This window comes from Pseudomonas sp. NPDC086112 (assembly GCF_044746425.1).
Lineage (GTDB): Bacteria > Pseudomonadota > Gammaproteobacteria > Pseudomonadales > Pseudomonadaceae > Aquipseudomonas.
Genome location: NZ_JBIVCD010000005.1, coordinates 106107 through 122458 on the forward strand (window position 1 = coordinate 106107; position 16352 = coordinate 122458).

The 16352-nt window shown below is 61.2% G+C and carries 17 protein-coding genes; 6 read left to right on the forward strand and 11 right to left on the reverse strand.

Annotation, left to right across the window (positions count from 1 at the left end; all coding sequences use genetic code 11):
- Window positions 1–77 precede the first annotated feature (77 nt).
- The 11 genes from pqqE to ACIPLA_RS05780 all read right to left on the reverse strand — a co-directional run bounded on the left by pqqE (window position 78) and on the right by ACIPLA_RS05780 (window position 10710).
- Window positions 78–1211: a pyrroloquinoline quinone biosynthesis protein PqqE gene (gene pqqE, locus ACIPLA_RS05730; protein WP_401172203.1), complete on the reverse strand. Its 1134-nt coding sequence runs from the start codon at window positions 1209–1211 to the stop codon at window positions 78–80.
- Window positions 1208–1960: a pyrroloquinoline-quinone synthase PqqC gene (gene pqqC / locus ACIPLA_RS05735; RefSeq protein ID WP_401172207.1), complete on the reverse strand. Its 753-nt coding sequence runs from the start codon at window positions 1958–1960 to the stop codon at window positions 1208–1210. Before pqqC ends, pqqE begins: the two co-directional genes overlap by 4 nt.
- A gap of 125 nt (window positions 1961–2085) precedes the next feature.
- On the reverse strand, window positions 2086–3000 hold the full coding sequence (pqqB, locus tag ACIPLA_RS05740; RefSeq protein ID WP_401172210.1) for a pyrroloquinoline quinone biosynthesis protein PqqB: 915 nt from the start codon (window positions 2998–3000) through the stop codon (window positions 2086–2088).
- A 54-nt stretch (window positions 3001–3054) separates the two neighbouring features.
- Entirely contained in the window at window positions 3055–3126 is a 72-nt protein-coding gene (pqqA, locus tag ACIPLA_RS05745; RefSeq protein WP_010455123.1) for a pyrroloquinoline quinone precursor peptide PqqA, read from the reverse strand.
- 257 nt (window positions 3127–3383) lie between these two features.
- A complete protein-coding gene (locus tag ACIPLA_RS05750) occupies window positions 3384–4904 on the reverse strand; it encodes an aldehyde dehydrogenase family protein (RefSeq protein ID WP_123495211.1) in 1521 nt (506 codons plus the stop codon).
- Window positions 4905–5134: 230 nt separating this feature from the next.
- The gene (locus tag ACIPLA_RS05755) at window positions 5135–6910 is read right to left on the reverse strand and encodes a PQQ-dependent methanol/ethanol family dehydrogenase (protein ID WP_401172214.1); all 1776 of its coding nucleotides are present in this window, start codon (window positions 6908–6910) and stop codon (window positions 5135–5137) included.
- Between the two features lie 515 nt (window positions 6911–7425).
- The gene (locus tag ACIPLA_RS05760) at window positions 7426–8361 is read right to left on the reverse strand and encodes a quinoprotein relay system zinc metallohydrolase 1 (RefSeq protein WP_218396381.1); all 936 of its coding nucleotides are present in this window, start codon (window positions 8359–8361) and stop codon (window positions 7426–7428) included.
- Window positions 8362–8376: 15 nt separating this feature from the next.
- Window positions 8377–9138: a quinoprotein dehydrogenase-associated SoxYZ-like carrier gene (locus tag ACIPLA_RS05765; RefSeq protein ID WP_218396383.1), complete on the reverse strand. Its 762-nt coding sequence runs from the start codon at window positions 9136–9138 to the stop codon at window positions 8377–8379.
- Window positions 9138–10013 carry an ABC transporter substrate-binding protein gene (locus ACIPLA_RS05770; RefSeq protein WP_123495217.1) on the reverse strand — a complete coding sequence of 292 codons (876 nt, stop codon included), beginning with the start codon at window positions 10011–10013 and terminating at the stop codon, window positions 9138–9140. The genes ACIPLA_RS05765 and ACIPLA_RS05770 overlap by 1 nt, the downstream gene beginning before the upstream one ends.
- A 3-nt stretch (window positions 10014–10016) precedes the next feature.
- Window positions 10017–10478, reverse strand: a complete 462-nt coding sequence (gene pedF / locus ACIPLA_RS05775) for a cytochrome c-550 PedF (protein ID WP_192343615.1) — start codon at window positions 10476–10478, stop codon at window positions 10017–10019.
- A gap of 103 nt (window positions 10479–10581) precedes the next feature.
- A complete protein-coding gene (locus ACIPLA_RS05780; RefSeq protein WP_256348746.1) occupies window positions 10582–10710 on the reverse strand; it encodes a hypothetical protein in 129 nt (42 codons plus the stop codon).
- A gap of 160 nt (window positions 10711–10870) precedes the next feature.
- On the opposite strand from ACIPLA_RS05780, the gene ACIPLA_RS05785 reads away from it, so the two are divergent.
- From ACIPLA_RS05785 to ACIPLA_RS05810, 6 genes are all read left to right on the forward strand, one after another.
- Entirely contained in the window at window positions 10871–12055 is a 1185-nt protein-coding gene (locus tag ACIPLA_RS05785) for an ABC transporter substrate-binding protein (RefSeq protein WP_401172220.1), read from the forward strand.
- Between the two features lie 36 nt (window positions 12056–12091).
- Window positions 12092–13066 (forward strand): YVTN family beta-propeller repeat protein, encoded by a 975-nt coding sequence (locus tag ACIPLA_RS05790; RefSeq protein ID WP_218396387.1) that lies wholly within the window; start codon window positions 12092–12094, stop codon window positions 13064–13066.
- A complete protein-coding gene (locus tag ACIPLA_RS05795) occupies window positions 13063–13794 on the forward strand; it encodes an ATP-binding cassette domain-containing protein (protein ID WP_218396389.1) in 732 nt (243 codons plus the stop codon). Before ACIPLA_RS05790 ends, ACIPLA_RS05795 begins: the two co-directional genes overlap by 4 nt.
- Window positions 13791–14582: an ABC transporter permease gene (locus ACIPLA_RS05800; RefSeq protein WP_401172225.1), complete on the forward strand. Its 792-nt coding sequence runs from the start codon at window positions 13791–13793 to the stop codon at window positions 14580–14582. The genes ACIPLA_RS05795 and ACIPLA_RS05800 overlap by 4 nt, the downstream gene beginning before the upstream one ends.
- Window positions 14583–15019: 437 nt before the next feature.
- Complete coding sequence (locus tag ACIPLA_RS05805; protein WP_401172228.1) at window positions 15020–15577, forward strand: PQQ-dependent catabolism-associated CXXCW motif protein; 558 nt, start codon at window positions 15020–15022, stop codon at window positions 15575–15577.
- Window positions 15578–15633: 56 nt separating this feature from the next.
- Window positions 15634–16299 carry a response regulator transcription factor gene (locus ACIPLA_RS05810; protein ID WP_008005351.1) on the forward strand — a complete coding sequence of 222 codons (666 nt, stop codon included), beginning with the start codon at window positions 15634–15636 and terminating at the stop codon, window positions 16297–16299.
- Window positions 16300–16352: the final 53 nt, after the last annotated feature.

The window sequence follows — 16352 nt, forward strand, 5'->3', positions numbered from 1 at the left end:
GTCAATAGATGTGTTGAATGTAATGCCGCTTTCGCGAGCAAGCCCGCTCCCACAGGGGATTTGTGTCAGCTCACGATTCATCCGCGATAAATCAGCCGCGAAGCCTTTTCATTGCGCAAGGTCAGGTGCTCCATGCCCTGCCCCGGCGCGTCGGCTTCGTCCCGGGCCTTGAGAATAACGTCGTGGTGCGGCGACTTGCTGCACACCGGATCCGCGTTACTCGCATCACCCGTGAGCATGAACGCCTGGCAGCGGCAGCCGCCGAGGTCCTTGTGCTTTTCATCGCAGGAACGGCACGGCTCTTTCATCCAGTCATCGCCGCGAAAACGATTGAAGCCGAAGGAGTCGTTCCAGATGTGCGCGATGCTGTGCTCGCGCACGTTGGGAAACTGCACCGGCAGCTGGCGGGCGCTATGACAAGGCAATGCCGTGCCGTCCGGGGTGATGTCGAGAAACAGGTTGGCCCAGCCATTCATGCAGGTCTTGGGGCGTTCTTCGTAGTAATCCGGGGTGACGAAAATCAGCTTGCACGGGTGGCCCTCGGCCTCAAGCCGCTGGCGGTATTCATTGGTGATGCGCTCGGCGCGCTGCAACTGTTCGCGGGTCGGCAACAGGCCGACGCGGTTGAGTTCGGCCCAACCGTAGAACTGGCACGTCGCCAACTCGACGAAATCCGCCTCCAGCTCCAGGCACAGTTCGATGATCTGCGCGATCTGGTCGATGTTGTGCCGGTGGGTGACGAAGTTCAGCACCATCGGGTAGCCCTGGGCCTTCACCGCCCGAGCCATGGCCAGTTTCTGGGCGAAGGCCTTGCGCGAGCCGGCGAGCAGATTGTTCACTTGTTCGTCGGCGGCCTGAAAGCTGATCTGGATGTGGTCCAGCCCGGCGACTTTGAAGTCGCGGACCTTCTGTTCGGTCAGGCCGATGCCTGAGGTGATCAGGTTGGTGTAGTAACCCATGTCCCGCGCGGCCTTGATCAGCTCGGCGAGGTCTTGGCGCACCAACGGCTCGCCACCGGAAAAACCCAGTTGCGCAGCGCCCATCTCTCGCGCCTCGCGGAACACCCGAATCCATTCGTCTGTGCTCAACTCCTCGCCCTGTTGGGCGAAATCCAGCGGGTTGGAGCAATACGGGCATTGCAGCGGGCAGCGATAAGTCAGCTCCGCCAGCAACCACAGCGGTGGGCCGGGTTGCTGTTCAATCAGGCTCACAAGATGATCCCCCGGTGCCAGACCTGCTCCGTGGTGACGGTGTGATACGGCGGGCGATCCAGTTCGTAGGCCATGCTCATCGCGTCGAGCATGCTCCACAGCACATCGAGCTTGAACTGCAGAATCTCCAGCATACGTTGCTGGCCTTCGACCGTGACGTAATGCGCCAGGGTGATGCGCAAACCATGCTCGACATCGCGCCGCGCCTGGCTCAGACGCGTACGGAAATAGTCGTAGCCGGCCGGGTCGATCCATGGGTAATGGGTGGGCCAGGCGTCGAGCCGGGACTGGTGGATCTGTGGCGCGAACAGTTCGGTCAGCGAGCTGCTGGCCGCTTCTTGCCAGCACGCGCGACGGGCGAAATTGACGTAGGCGTCCACGGCGAAACGCACGCCCGGCAGCACCAGCTCTTGCGAAAGGATTTGTTCGCGATCCAGCCCCACGGCTTCGCCCAATCGTAGCCACGCTTCGATGCCGCCTTCACTGCCGGGGACGCCGTCGTGGTCGAGGATCCGTTGCAGCCATTCCCGACGCACGTCGCGGTCCGGGCAATTGGCGAGGATGGCGGCATCCTTGAGCGGGATGTTCACCTGGTAATAGAAGCGATTGGCGACCCAGCCCTGGATCTGCTCGCGGGTGGCGCGCCCGGCGTACATGGCTTGGTGGAATGGGTGGTGGATGTGGTAATAGGCACCCTTGGCGCGCAGGGCTGCTTCGAATTCGGTGGGGGTCATGGGGGTGTCGGTCATTGCGGTTCTCCGGATTTCGCGGTGTCTGGTCTGGCGCCTTCGCGGGCAAGCCTCGCTCCTACAAGGGTTCTGCGGTGTACACAAACCCCTGTAGGAGCGAGGCTTGCCCGCGAAGAGGCCATCCGCTACAGCTCAATACTCATGCCGTCATAGGCCACTTCAATCCCGCGCCGTTCCAGCAACGCCCGCTCGGCCGAGTCTTCATCGAGGATCGGGTTGGTGTTGTTGATGTGGATCAGCACCTTGCGCTGACGGCTAAAGCCCTCCAGCACGTCGAGCATGCCGCCGGGGCCGCTTTGTGGCAGGTGGCCCATTTCGCTGCCCAGGCTCTGGCCGACTTCGCACACGCGCATTTCATCGTCGCGCCACAGCGTGCCGTCCAGCAGCAGGCAGTCGGCGCGCTGCATCCAGCTCAATACCTCGGCATCAACTTGCCCCAGCCCCGGCGCATAGAAAACCGATGCACCGTTGCGCAGGTCTTCGATGAACAAGCCAATGGTGTCGCCCGGTTGAGGGTTGCCACGGCTGGGTGAATACGGAGGTGCATTGCTGACCAACGCAATCGCGCGAAATTGCAGGTGTGGGCAGGCAGCGATACTGAACGGTTCGCGATCCAGTTCGATGGGTTGCCACTGCAAGCCACCGTTCCAGTGTTTGAGCATGGTGAACAGGGGAAAGCCGCTGCTCAGGTCTTCGTGAACCCGCTCGGTGCACCAGACCGCATGCGGGCAGCCTTCGCGCAGGCTCAACAGCCCGGTGCAATGGTCGATCTGACTGTCCAGCAGGACGACACCGGCAATCGCCGTGTCACGCAAGCGTCGGGCCGGTTGCATCGCCGGGAAGCTCTCGAGTTGCGCGCGAATGTCCGGTGAAGCATTGCAGAGCACCCACTCCACACCGTCGTCACTCAGGGCAATGGACGACTGCGTGCGACGTTGCGCACGCAGGTTGCCGTTGCGCATCGCGGCGCATTGACGGCAGTTGCAGTTCCATTGCGGAAAACCACCGCCGGCGGCGGAACCGAGAACACGGATGTGCATGGGATGGCTCCTGAAGGCAGGCCCGGCCAACGCGACGGCTGACCGGGCGATCAATCAACGGTTGGCGAAATACATCGTCACTTCGAAGCCAATACGCAGATCGGTAAACGCGGGTTTATTCCACATGGGTCAATCCTCTTCTTGTGCCGGATGATTCCGGTAAGACCATTAATGCACGGGGGATGAGATGACCGAATGCTACTTTCGACGGAGTTGGCGGCGTGCGTTGGTAGGGGGTGTCGCGCGGTCTCAAGTACACGGAGAACCCATGTGGGAGCGGGCTTGCTCGCGAAAGCGGATTGTCAGTCAACATAATTGTTGAATATCAAGCCGCCTTCGCGAGCAAGCCCGCTCCCACATTGGGGTTGTGGTGTTCTTGCGGGTTAGAAGAACCCCAACGGATTGATGTCGTAGCTCACCAGCAGGTTTTTGGTCTGTTGGTAATGGTCGAGCATCATCTTGTGGTTCTCACGGCCGACACCGGATTTCTTGTAGCCACCGAACGCGGCGTGGGCCGGGTACAGGTGGTAGCAGTTGGTCCAGACGCGCCCGGCCTTGATCGCCCGGCCCATGCGGTAGGCGCGGTTGATGTCGCGGGTCCACAGGCCGGCGCCGAGGCCGAACTCGCTGTCGTTGGCAATCGCCAGGGCTTCGGCTTCGTCCTTGAAGGTGGTGATACCCACCACCGGGCCGAAGATTTCCTCCTGGAATACGCGCATTTTGTTGTGGCCCTTGAGCAGGGTCGGCTGGATGTAATAGCCGCTCGACAAGTCGCCTTCAAGACGCTCGGCCGCGCCGCCGGTGAGCAGTTCGGCACCCTCCTCCTGGGCGATCTTCAGGTACGAGAGGATCTTGTCGTATTGCTGCTCGGACGCCTGGGCGCCGACCATGGTTTCGGTGTCCAGCGGGTTGCCGCGCTTGATCTTGACGATCTTCTTCATCACCTCGGCCATGAACGGCTCGTAGATCGATTCCTGCACCAGCGCCCGGGAAGGACAGGTGCAGACTTCGCCCTGGTTGAAGAACGCCAGCACCAGGCCTTCGGCGGCTTTCTCGATGAACTGCGGCTCGGCGTTCATGATGTCTTCGAAGAAAATGTTCGGCGATTTGCCGCCCAGTTCAACGGTGCTTGGAATGATGTTCTCGGCGGCGCAATGCATGATGTGCGCACCGATCGGGGTGGAACCGGTGAAGGCGATTTTGGCGATGCGCTTGCTGGTGGCCAGCGCCTCACCGGCTTCGCGACCGAAGCCCTGGACGATGTTCAGCACGCCGGCCGGCAGCAAGTCGGCGATCAGCTCGGCGAACACCATGATCGACAGCGGCGTTTGTTCGGCGGGTTTGAGCACGATGCAGTTGCCGGCCGCCAGGGCCGGGGCGAGTTTCCAGGCGGCCATCAGCAGCGGGAAGTTCCACGGGATGATCTGCCCGACCACGCCCAGCGGTTCGTGGAAATGATAGGCGGTGGTCAGTTCGTTGATCTCGGCGGCGCCGCCTTCCTGAGCGCGGATGCAACCGGCGAAGTACCGGAAGTGGTCGGCAGCCAAAGGCACGTCGGCGTTGAGGGTTTCGCGCACGGCCTTGCCGTTGTCCCAGGTTTCGGTGACGGCGAGGATTTCCAGGTTCTGCTCGATGCGGTCGGCGATTTTCAGCAGCACCAGCGAGCGATCCTGCGCCGAGGTTTTGCCCCAGGCATCGGCGGCGGCATGGGCAGCGTCGAGGGCTTTTTCGATGTCGGCGGCGCTGGAGCGCGGGAACTCGGCAATCACTTCACCGGTGACCGGTGAGGTGTTGGTGAAGTACTCGCCGTTGATTGGGGCAACGAATTCGCCGCCGATGAAATTGCCGTAGCGCGGTTTGAAGGAAACGATAGCGCCGGCTGTTCCGGGTTGTGCGTAGATCATGGTGGGCCTCTGTCTGGGTCGATGCCTGTCGAGCCAACAGGCGATGAACCGATAGTAGAGAGCCCCGCCTGCCAGACGAATGCGCCGTTGGCAGGGGGATTCTCGTTATTTGGTAGTAGGTTTCACACAAACTAATGTGGGAGCGGGCTTGCTCGCGAAGGCGGTGTATCAGGCAATACATGTGCTGAATGTAAGGCCCTCTTCGCGAGCAAGCCCGCTCCCACAGGGGGTTAGTGTTTGGCTACGAGATCTTTAGGCAGCTTGAACGTCCAGAGCATGCCGCCCTGGTTGAAGTCCTTGACGCGCTTGGCCACTTCGCCGCCCCACAGTGGTACTGCGCCGCCCCAGCCGGAGAGCACGGAGACGTATTGTTCGCCGTCCATTTCCCAGGTGATGGGCGAGCCGAGCACGCCGGAACCGGTCTGGAATTCCCAGACTTTCTCGCCAGTCTTGGCATTGAATGCCTGCAGGAAACCTTCCGGCGTACCGGTGAACACCAGGTTGCCCTTGGTGGTCAGCACCCCGCCCCACAGCGGCGCGAAGTTCTTGTGGCGCCAGACTTCCTTGCCGGTTTTCGGGTCGATGGCGCGCAGCACGCCGATGTAGTCTTCATTCAACGGTTTGATAGTGAAACCGGCACCGAGGAACGCCGCGCCTTTCTTGTAGGCGATGCCTTCGTTCCAGATGTCCATGCCCCATTCGTTGGACGGCACATAGAACAGGCCGGTGTCGCGGTTGTAGGCCATCGGCATCCAGTTTTTCGCCCCCAGGAACGCTGGCGCGACGAACACCGAACTGCCTTTGGCCTCGGAGCCCGGCGCACCCGGACGGCTGGCGTCGTTGTAGATTGGCCGACCGTTTTTATCCAGGCCGCTGGCCCAGGTGATCTTGTCCACGAACGGGAAGCCACGGATGAATTTGCCGTTGGTGCGATCGAGCACGTAGAAGAAACCGTTACGGTCCGCCGTGGCTGCGGCTTTGATTTCCTTACCGCCTTCGTTGTAGTTGAACGACACCAATTCGTTCACGCCGTCATAGTCCCAACCGTCGTGGGGCGTGCTCTGGAAGTGCCATTTGATCGTGCCGTCATCCGGGTTCAGCGCCAGGCGCGACGACGAGTAGAGGTTGTCGCCAGGACGCAGGTGCGAGTTCCACGGCGCCGGGTTACCGGTGCCGAACAGCAGAAGGTTGGTTTCCGGGTCGTAGTAGCCGCCCAGCCAAGGGGCCGCGCCGCCGGTTTTCCATAGATCGCCCGGCCAGGTCTTGCCGGCTTCGCCGCCGGAGATGCCGTTCTCCACAGCCTTGCCGTCCTTGTAGACATAACCCATGTGGCCTTCGACGGTGGGACGAGTCCACAACAGGTCGCCGTTTTTCGGATCGTAGGCTTCGATCTTGCCCACCACCCCGAACTCGCCACCGGCCACACCGGTGATCAGTTTGCCGTTGATGACCAACGGCGCGGCGCTGATGGAATAGCCTTCCTTGTGGTCGGCGACTTTCTTGCTCCAGACGACCTTGCCGGTGTCCTTGTTCAGGGCCACGAGCTTGGCGTCGAGGGTGCCGAAAATCACCAGATCGCCATACAGCGCAACGCCACGGTTGATCACGTCGCAGCACGGACGAATGTCATCGGGCAGGCGCGCGTCGTATTGCCAGAGCTTGCGGCCGGTGCGTGCATCCACCGCGAACACCCGCGAGTAGGAGCCGGTCATGTACATCACGCCGTCCTTGATCATCGGCTGCGCTTGTTGACCGCGCTGTTTTTCCCCGCCGAACGAAAAGGCCCAGACCGGTCGCAGGTCCTTCACGTTGTCGACATTGAGGGTGTCCAGCGGGCTGTAGCGCTGACCCTGGACGCCCAGGCCGTTGGTGACGATCTGCTCCGGGTTCTTCGGGTCCTGGAGGATGTCTTGATCGGAGACTGCGGCCAATGCCTGGCCAGACAACAGCATGGCACTGAGCAGCATGCTCAAAACGAAAGGTTGGCGACGTGCGGGTTGGGTCATGACGGCTGCCTCTGCGGTTTTTGTTATACCCGGGAAATTTTCCCGGTCTGGTGCAGATTCTTGGGCGCCGCCGCCCTTGCAACAATTACCCGCAGTGCGGAGATTGCTAGTTCCTTAGTACCGGGTCGGTCGCGGATTTTGTGATCGACATCGGTCCCTGTGGGAGCGGGCTTGCTCGCGAAGGCGGTATGTCAGGCAACATCAGTGCTGAATGTGAATGCCTCTTCGCGAGCAAGCCCGCTCCCACAAGGGATCTTCGGCGCACACAACATCTGCGTTCACACCGCTCAAATGTGGGAGCGGGCTTGCTCGCGAAGGCGGTGTGTCAGGCAACATCAGTGCTGAATGTGAATGCCTCTTCGCGAGCAAGCCCGCTCCCACAAGGGATCTTCGGTGTACACAACATCTGTGCTCACACCGCTCCCACAGGGGATCTTCGGTGTACACAATATCTGCGTTCACACCGCTCAAATGTGGGAGCGGGCTTGCTCGCGAAGGCGGTGTGTCAGGCAACATCAGTGCTGGCCCGAATCCACCCGCCTCATCTGCCCCCGTTCGTAACGCGGGTACAAATGGCTGACGCTGCGGATCAGTTCATAGCGACTCAGGCTGATCCCGGCGAAACGCTCGGGGATGGGGCTGCGGATCATCTCGGCCATGTCGCTGCCATTGGCCGCGCCGTCGCGCATCAGCTGGTCCAGCCAGGTCAGGTAATCGTGCATCTGCTCGAACGGTTTTGTATCCGTGGCCACCGGCCCATGGCCGGGGACGATCAGTGTCCACGGCAATCCCTGCAGGGTCGCGATCTCGGCCAGCCACACCGACAGCCCCGGGCTGTTGGGCGTGGTCAGGGCGCGTTGATAAAACACCAGATCCCCGGCAAACAACACGCCGGTTTTCTGGTCGAGAATAGCCAGATCCGCGCCGGTGTGCCCACCCAGACTCAGTAGGCGCAAATCGTGGTTCCCAAAACTGTGCATGCCAGGCGTCAGCACCTGCGTCGGCAACACCACTTCGGTGCCGCGCATCCAGTCACCCACTAGCCGATACATGTTTTCAGCCATGGCATCACCCTGTTGCCGCAACAGTTCGGTGGTACCGGCCAAGGCGCCAATCGGCACGTCGGTGAAAGCCTGGTTGCCCAACACATGATCAGGATGGTGATGGGTCAGCAGCACCTGGATCACCGGCTTATCGGTGGTCGCCGCAATCGCGTTGCGCAGGGCCTCGCCATAGCGTTTCGACGGCCCGGTGTCGATGACCACCACACCCTTTTCCGTGACGATGAACGCGGTGTTGACGATGTTGCCGCCGTTGCTCTTGGCGAAGTTGTCGGTACTGCCTTCCAGCAGCCAGGTGCCTTCGGCGATCTGCCGGGGCTTGAGTGCGTAATCGGGATCGGCCAGGGTCGGCAGGCTCAGACTGATGAACAACAGCAGCATCCAGCGCATCACTCGCTCCTTGGGTCAGGGTATGGCCGCATCGAATTGATTGCCGCTGTTGTCGCGCAACACCAGACGCGTCTGCCCTGCTCCTTCGATGTCAAAGGCCAGATTGGGGTTTTCGCTGACCGCCGGGAACAACTCCAGACGCGCCAGCAATTGATCGTTTTGATCGCGCAGCTCGGCCTGGTTGATGAAAAACTCCGGGATGCCGCTGACCATGCCGTTGTCCATCGGATGCGCCACCTGCAAACGCACGCGACTGAACTCGCCCCGGGGATAACGGCCACCCAGCACTTCGCCGATGCGTTCCTCCCAACCCGGTTGCGTGCGCACCACGCTTGGCGCCGTACAACCGCCGCCCGCCGCATCGATCAGGGTCGAGCCGACATGCCACAGCCCATCGCGGGTCAATACCGCCGCACGCAACGGCGTGGCTTGTTCAACGCGGATGCGGATCGACAGCCATGGCAGCACACCGGTCAAGGGTTCGAAGTCGACGATTTTCGGCAGCGGATTGAGTTCGGCCCAGGCGAGGATGCGCACCACTTCGCCCTTGAACGCCCGGGCGTCGATTTCCAGCGGCACTTGTCGGGCGTCTTCGGCAAATGGCGGCGCGAGCAACTTGACCCGCTCGTCGAACACGAACGGTGCGTCGCCGAGCATCTGCTTGTGATAGAACCCCCACATCACCGACGGCACCGGGTCTTTACCCGGCTCGACATCCGCCGCGTTCGCGGCCAAGGGTAACCAGCAGGCCAACAGACAACTCGCTCGCCAGTTCACTATTGATACATCTCGGGCACGTCATACCGCAGGCCGTAACGGGCATAAATGGCTTTCACCGAGCCCTCACGAATCAACGCTTCCAGCGCCTCTTCCACGGCGTAGGCCAGTTGCCGATTGCTTTCATGCACCGCCATGCCGATCTCCCAAAGCTGTTTGCCCATGTTCGGGTAGGCGTTTTCCGCCAGCGCCACTTGCGGGTCGGCGGCCTGATGAACTTGCCAGTCGATCTCGCCGCGCATGGCCATTACCGCGTCGACTTCACCAGCCTTCATCGCGGAAAAGGCCTGGGGCACGCCCGGGTAGTGATGGGTCTTGGCGGCGAGCATGCCGTTGAACACCGAGGTCAGGTAAAACGACGGCACGCTGTCGACTTCGACGCCGATCGGGTGTTGCTGGAACACCGCGACGCTGGCCACTGAGTCCAATCGACGACGGTCATAAGCCACTTGCCATTGTTCGGTCTGGTACGGCCCGAACATCACCACATGGCCGTTTTCCAGCTCACCCAGTTCATTGCGTTTCTGTGCGTAATCGCGATCGTAGGGCACGCGCATCATCAGGTCGGCCAGTTGCTGATTGTGCAACTGGCTGGCCCGCCAGATGTAATCGCGCAGGTCGTCGTCGAGCTTTTCTCCGGCGGGTGCCCAAATCAGTTTCAGGCGTACCCCCATGGCCTTGGCCAGCGCCTGGGCGAGTTCAACATCGACCCCGCGAGCCTGACCAGCGTCTTCAAAGCTGTAGGGCGCGAAGTCCTTGTACACCGCGACTTTCAGCTCGGCGGCGGCGATCATTTCGTCATAGGTACGGACCTGCGCCTGCGCTGCCTGGCAACACAGCCACACAGCGCTGATCAACACCGCGAGCAAACGCATGGGTCACTCCTCGACATGCACGCTGTCCAGGTAGGTGCGTACCGCCCACAAGGCTTCCTGACTCAGGTAGTCGGCCATCTTCGGCATGTACACCCGGCCGTCACGCACGGCGCCATGGCGCACACGTTCGACGAACCATTCATCACCGGCCTCGCCGACGTCGAGCATGCGCAAGTCGGGAGCGATGCCGCCGGACTTGGCTTCCAGGCCATGACAGGCCGCGCAGTTCTGGTTGTAGGCCGAAGAGCCGATTTGCACGGCTTTTTCGCGTTCCGGGGAGGAACGGTAAGGGTTCGCCGCCGCCCAACCATCGGCATCGACCTGCACACCGGCATCCTTGATCGGGGTCAGTCCCTGGGTTTCGACGGCTTGGGGGACCACGTTGCCGTGGGCCCAGACGGAACCTGCGTTGATGAAACCGGCCAGCAGTCCGGCAACGAGCAAGGCGCTGCGTTTTGTTGTCATTGTTCTGCCCTCAAGATTGCACGCAAAACCTCTTTGAAGAGGCTATGGCACCCATCTTAGGAACGGCTTTGCGCCAACCCCATGCTGCTTTGGTGGCCGCGGCCTACTCCCTTGGTAGTAGGGCTTGTGGCGCAGGCCCAACCAATACGGGGCGGGCGCCGTGCAGCTTGTCGATGCCGATCAGGGTCAGGATCAGCAAAAACGGCAGGAGCAGTGCTTTGAGAATTCGCATGGTCAATCTCCCCCCTTGAGTGATGGCCGTTGCAATCCATGCTAAAACCGCGCCGCCCGGGGTGAGTTACTACCTTGGTACTGGCCCATCGGTACTTTCTGCATATTTCCCCGCCCGTCCAGGGTTCCTATGCTGACGCTACCTGTGATGGAGTGCCTTTATGCGCCAGCTCGCCCCTTACGCCTTGATCTACCTGTTGGCGATTGCCTGCGCCGCCGGGGTGGCGACCCAGACTCAGGCGGCGGATGCACCGCTGCAAGTGCAGATCGGCTACCTCGGTTATCGCCCCGATCCCGGCCCGTTGCTGTCGAATGTCATTCCCGAACCGACCGATGCCGGCCTGCGCGGCGCCGAACTGGCGATCACCGACAGCAACAGTACCGGGCGCTTTCTCAACCACAGCTACAGCCTGGTCAGCGCCAGCGTCGACAATCCGGATGCGCTGATCGAAGCGGCCAAAGCCCAATACGAACAAGGCCTGCGCCTGTTTGTGGTGAATGCACCGGCGCAGACCCTGCGCCGACTCAGCGCCGTGCTACCCGATAGCTTGCTGTTCAATGCCGGCAGCGCGGATGACAGCCTGCGCAGCACCGATTGCTTGCCGAACGTGCTGCACAGCCTGCCAAGCCGCGCGATGCTGGCCGATGCGCTGGCGCAATTTCTGGTGCTGCGCAAATGGCAGCGGGCGCTGCTGATCGTCGGCCCGACCGCGGACGATCAAGCCTATGCCGCCGCCCTGCGCCGGGCGGCCAAACGCTTCGGCCTGCAACTGGTGGCGGAGAAAGCCTGGAGCTTTGATAACGATCAGCGGCGCAGCGCCCAGGCCGACATGCCGCTGTTCACCCAGACCGCCGAGTACGACGTGGTGCTGGTGGCCGATGAACGCGGCGACTTCGGCGAGTACGTGCCCTACCAGACCTGGTATCCACGGCCGGTCGCCGGCACCCAGGGCCTGACCCCGGTGGGCTGGCACAAGACCGTGGAAACCTACGGCGCCGCGCAGTTGCAGAAACGCTTCGAAGCCGTGGCCGGGCGCTGGATGAACGACCGGGATTTCGCCGCGTGGATTGCCGTACGCAGCATCGCCAGTGCGGTGGGCAAACTGCGTCAGGCTGATGCCATGGCGATTCGTACGCTTGAGATCAGCGATCAATTGCCGCTGGACGGCTTCAAGGGTCGCAAGCTCAGTTATCGGCCGTGGAACGGTCAGTTGCGCCAGCCGATCCCCATCGTGCAACCCCGGGCGCTGGTCAGCACCTCGCCGCAAGACGGTTTCCTGCACCCCGTCAACGAAATGGACAGCCTGGGTTACGACAAAGCCGAGGTCCGCTGCCGCTTTCTCTGATCCTTTTTTTTCGACAACAACAATAAGGAATCTGCCATGCGCCGCACCCTGCTTTCCTGTGCCCTGCTTTCCTGGGCCCTGCTGCTCGCCGCCGGGCACGCCGCTGCCAGCACCGCCTGGGTCTCCAACGAAAAGGACAACAGCCTGAGCCTGATCGATATGCAGACCCTGCAAGTCACCGAGACCCTGCCCGTCGGCCAGCGCCCGCGCGGCCTGTTGCTGTCCCACGACAACACGCTGCTGTACATCTGCGCCAGTGATTCGGATCGGGTCCAGGTGATGGACATCGCCACGCGCAAGATCATCAAGGAACTGCCCTCCGGCAAAGACCCCGAGCAATTCGCCCTGCACCCCAACAATCGCTGGCTGTACGTCTCCAACGAGGACGATGCGCTGGTGACGGTGATCGACACCGAAACCTCCAAAGTACTCGGGCAGATCAACGTCGGCGTCGAGCCCGAAGGCATGGCCGTCAGCCCCGACGGCAAGTGGGCGGTGAACACCAGTGAAACCACTAACATGCTGCACTGGATCGACACCAGCACTCAGACCCTGGCCGACAACACCCTGGTCGATCAGCGGCCGCGTTTCGTCGAATTCAATCCCGATGGCTCGCAGCTCTGGGCCTCGGCGGAAATCGGCGGCACGGTGACGATTCTCGACGTCGCCAGCCGCAAGGTACTCAAGACCCTGACCTTCCAGATCAAAGGCGTGCACCCGGACAAAGTCCAGCCGGTGGGGATCAAACTCAGCGCCGACGGCAAGTACGGTTTCGTCGCCCTCGGCCCGGCCAATCATGTGGCGGTGATCGACGCCAAGACCTTCGAGATCCTTGATTACCTGTTGGTGGGCCGACGGGTCTGGCAGATGTCGTTTACCCCGGATCAACGGCAATTGCTGGCCACCAATGGCGTCAGCGGCGACGTATCGGTGATCGATGTCGACAGCCTCAAGGTCACTAAATCGGTGAAAGTCGGGCGCTATCCGTGGGGCGTGGTGGTGACACCATGAACGCCCTTGAAGTCAGCGACCTGAGTTTCGCTTACGGCGCGCGCGAGGCCTTGCGTCAGGTGAGTTTCAATCTGGCAGCGGGGCGTTTTGCGGCGCTGTTGGGACCGAACGGCGCGGGCAAGTCGACGCTGATTGCGCTGCTCACCCGCCTTTATGATGTGCAGCGCGGTGATATTCGGGTCGGCGGCTGCTCCTTGCGCACCTCGGCACGTCCGGCGCTCAAGCAATTGGGTGTGGTGTTTCAGCAAAGCACTTTGGATCTGGACCTCAGTGTTGAGCAAAACCTGCGTTATCACGCCGCGCTGCATGGCCTGTCCCGGCGCCAGACCAACCTGCGAGTCGACGCCGAACTGGCACGCCAGGCCCTGACCGAGCGCCGTCGCGAACGGGTACGCGAGCTCAATGGCGGCCATCGCCGCCGGGTGGAAATCGCCCGTGCGTTGTTGCACGAGCCAAGCCTGTTGCTGCTCGACGAGGCCAGCGTCGGCCTCGATCCGGCCAGTCGCCTGGCGCTCAACCAACACATCCGCAGCCTGTGCCGCGAGCACACCATCAGCGTGCTCTGGACCACTCATTTGCTGGATGAAGTGCAGCCCAGGGACGACTTGCTGATTCTGCACCAAGGGCGGTTGGTGGCCAGCGGACAGGCTGAGGCGTTGAGCCTGGAACATGGCGGCGACCTCGGTTCGGCCTTCACTCGACTGACGACTTCAGGAGCCGCCCAATGAACGCCTACTGGCAATGTTTCAGCGGTATCGTACTGCGCGAATGGCTGCGTTTTGTGTTGCAGCGCACGCGGTTTCTCAGCGCTTTGGTGCGGCCGTTGTTGTGGCTGCTGGTGTTCGCTGCCGGTTTTCGCGCGGCACTCGGCATCGCCATCATCGAGCCCTACGACACCTACATTCCCTATGAGGTTTACATCATCCCGGGCCTGGCCTGCATGATCCTGTTGTTCAACGGCATGCAAGGTTCGCTGTCGATGGTCTACGACCGGGAGATGGGCAGCATGCGCGTGCTGCTGACCAGCCCCCTGCCCCGGACCTTCCTGCTGTGCAGCAAATTGCTGGCGACGTCGCTGATTTCACTGTTGCAGGTGTATGCCTTTCTGGCGATTGCCTGGCTGTACGGTGTGCAACCGCCGGCCATGGGTTTGTTGCTGGCCTTGCCGGCATTGCTGCTGGTGGCGTTGATGCTCAGCGCGCTGGGCCTGTTGCTGTCCAACGCCATCCGCCAGTTGGAGAACTTTGCCGGGGTGATGAACTTCGTGATCTTCCCGCTGTTTTTCCTGTCGTCGGCGCTGTATCCGCTGTGGAAAATGCGCGAGTCCAGCGAGTGGTTGTATTGGCTGTGCGCCTTGAACCCGTTCACCCATGCAGTGGAACTGGTGCGGTTTGCGCTGTATGAACGCTTCAACCTGGTGGCGCTGGCGGTATGTACGGGGCTGACACTGATATTCACTCTGCTCGCCGTACTCACCTTCAACCCCCAGCATGCGGCCCTGCGCAAAACCAACTGACAACACAATTCCCCCTGTGGGAGCGGGCTTGCTCGCGAAGAGGCCAGTACATTCAACATCTCTGTCGACTGGCACACCGCTTTCGCGAGCAAGCCCGCTCCCACAGTTGATCTGGTGTTCACAGATTTTGTGTTCACACACTATTCAGTGTGGGAGCAAACCTTGCGCAAAACCAACTGACAACACATTCCCCTGTGGGAGCGGGCTTGCTCGCGAAGAGGCCAGTACATTCAACATCTCTGTCGACCGGCACACCGCTTTCGCGAGCAAGCCCGCTCCCACATTGGATCTTCATTGAACACAGCATTGGTGTACGACGCGGGTCCCATAAAACCAGACAAATTACTACTTTAGTACTGGTTTACCTGTCTATCGTCGCATTCACAACGCACCGCTACTGGCATGTAATGGGTTCATAACTATAAGGACTGAACCCCATGCCGCGTGCACAACGTGTTCTGCTGTGCCCTTCTCTCGCCGCACTGTCGTTGAGCCTGTTGCTGGGCGTTGCGAAGGCTGAAACAGCGCTGTTCTCCGCCGAAGGTTATCGCATCGGTCTATACCGCAGCCCAACCCCGACTCAGCTTCAGGGCGCGAGTATCATCGACACGCCTGCCCTGCAAAACCTGCTCAAGCAGACGCCCCATCCGCTGCTGATCGATGTCTACCGCCGGCAATGGCTGCAAGGCCGTTTCATCGAAGATGAGGCCCATGAAAACCTGCCCGGCAGCCATTGGCTGGCCAATACCGGTGACGGTGACCTGACGCCCCCGTGGCAGGATTATTTCGCGCGCCACCTGCAGCAATTGACGGCGGGCGACCTGACGCGACCGTTGGTCTTTTACTGCCGCTCCGATTGCTGGTTGAGCTGGAACGCGGTGAAACGCGCCGCGTCCATGGGCTATAAAACACTGTATTGGTACCGCGACGGACTGGATGCCTGGCAAGCGGCAAATCTGCCCGTGACGCAGGCAAAGCCCGAGCCCTTTCCCTGACGTGAGCGCTGCGTGTTGTTGCCACACCCGAATCAAAAATAATGAGGTGAAAGGCCATGTACAAAATTCTGATTGCCGACGATCACCCGCTGTTTCGCGAAGCCATTCATAACGTCATCAGCGACGGTTTCCCCGGCAGCGAGGTCATGGAAACCGCCGACCTCGACAGTGCCCTGGCCCTGACCCAGGAACACGACGACCTGGACCTGATCCTGCTGGACCTGAACATGCCCGGCATGCACGGCCTCAATGGCCTGATCAACCTGCGCAACGAGGCGCCAACCATTCCGGTAGTGATCGTTTCGGCCGAACAGGACAAGCAAATCGTGCTGCAAGCCATCACCTATGGCGCGGTGGGCTTCATCACCAAGTCCTCGCCTCGGGTGCAGATGACCGAAGCCATCCAGCAGATTCTCAACGGCAATGTGTACCTGCCGCCGGACATCATCCGCACGCAGAAAAGCGGCACTCATCGCCGGATGAATGACACCCCGAGCTTCCCGCCCGAATTGCTCCAGGCACTGACCCGCAAACAACTGCTGGTGCTTGAGCGCATGACCAAGGGCGAATCGAACAAACAGATCGCCTACACCCTGGAAATCGCCGAAACCACGGTCAAGGCCCACGTCTCGGCGATATTGCGCAAACTCAATGTGCACAATCGGGTGCAGGCGATTTTGAGTGCCGGGGATATTGATTTCGGGTCGTATTTACGGCGCTGAGACTCACAATCGATCGTTCCCACGCTCCGCGTGGGAATGCAGCCCGGGACGCT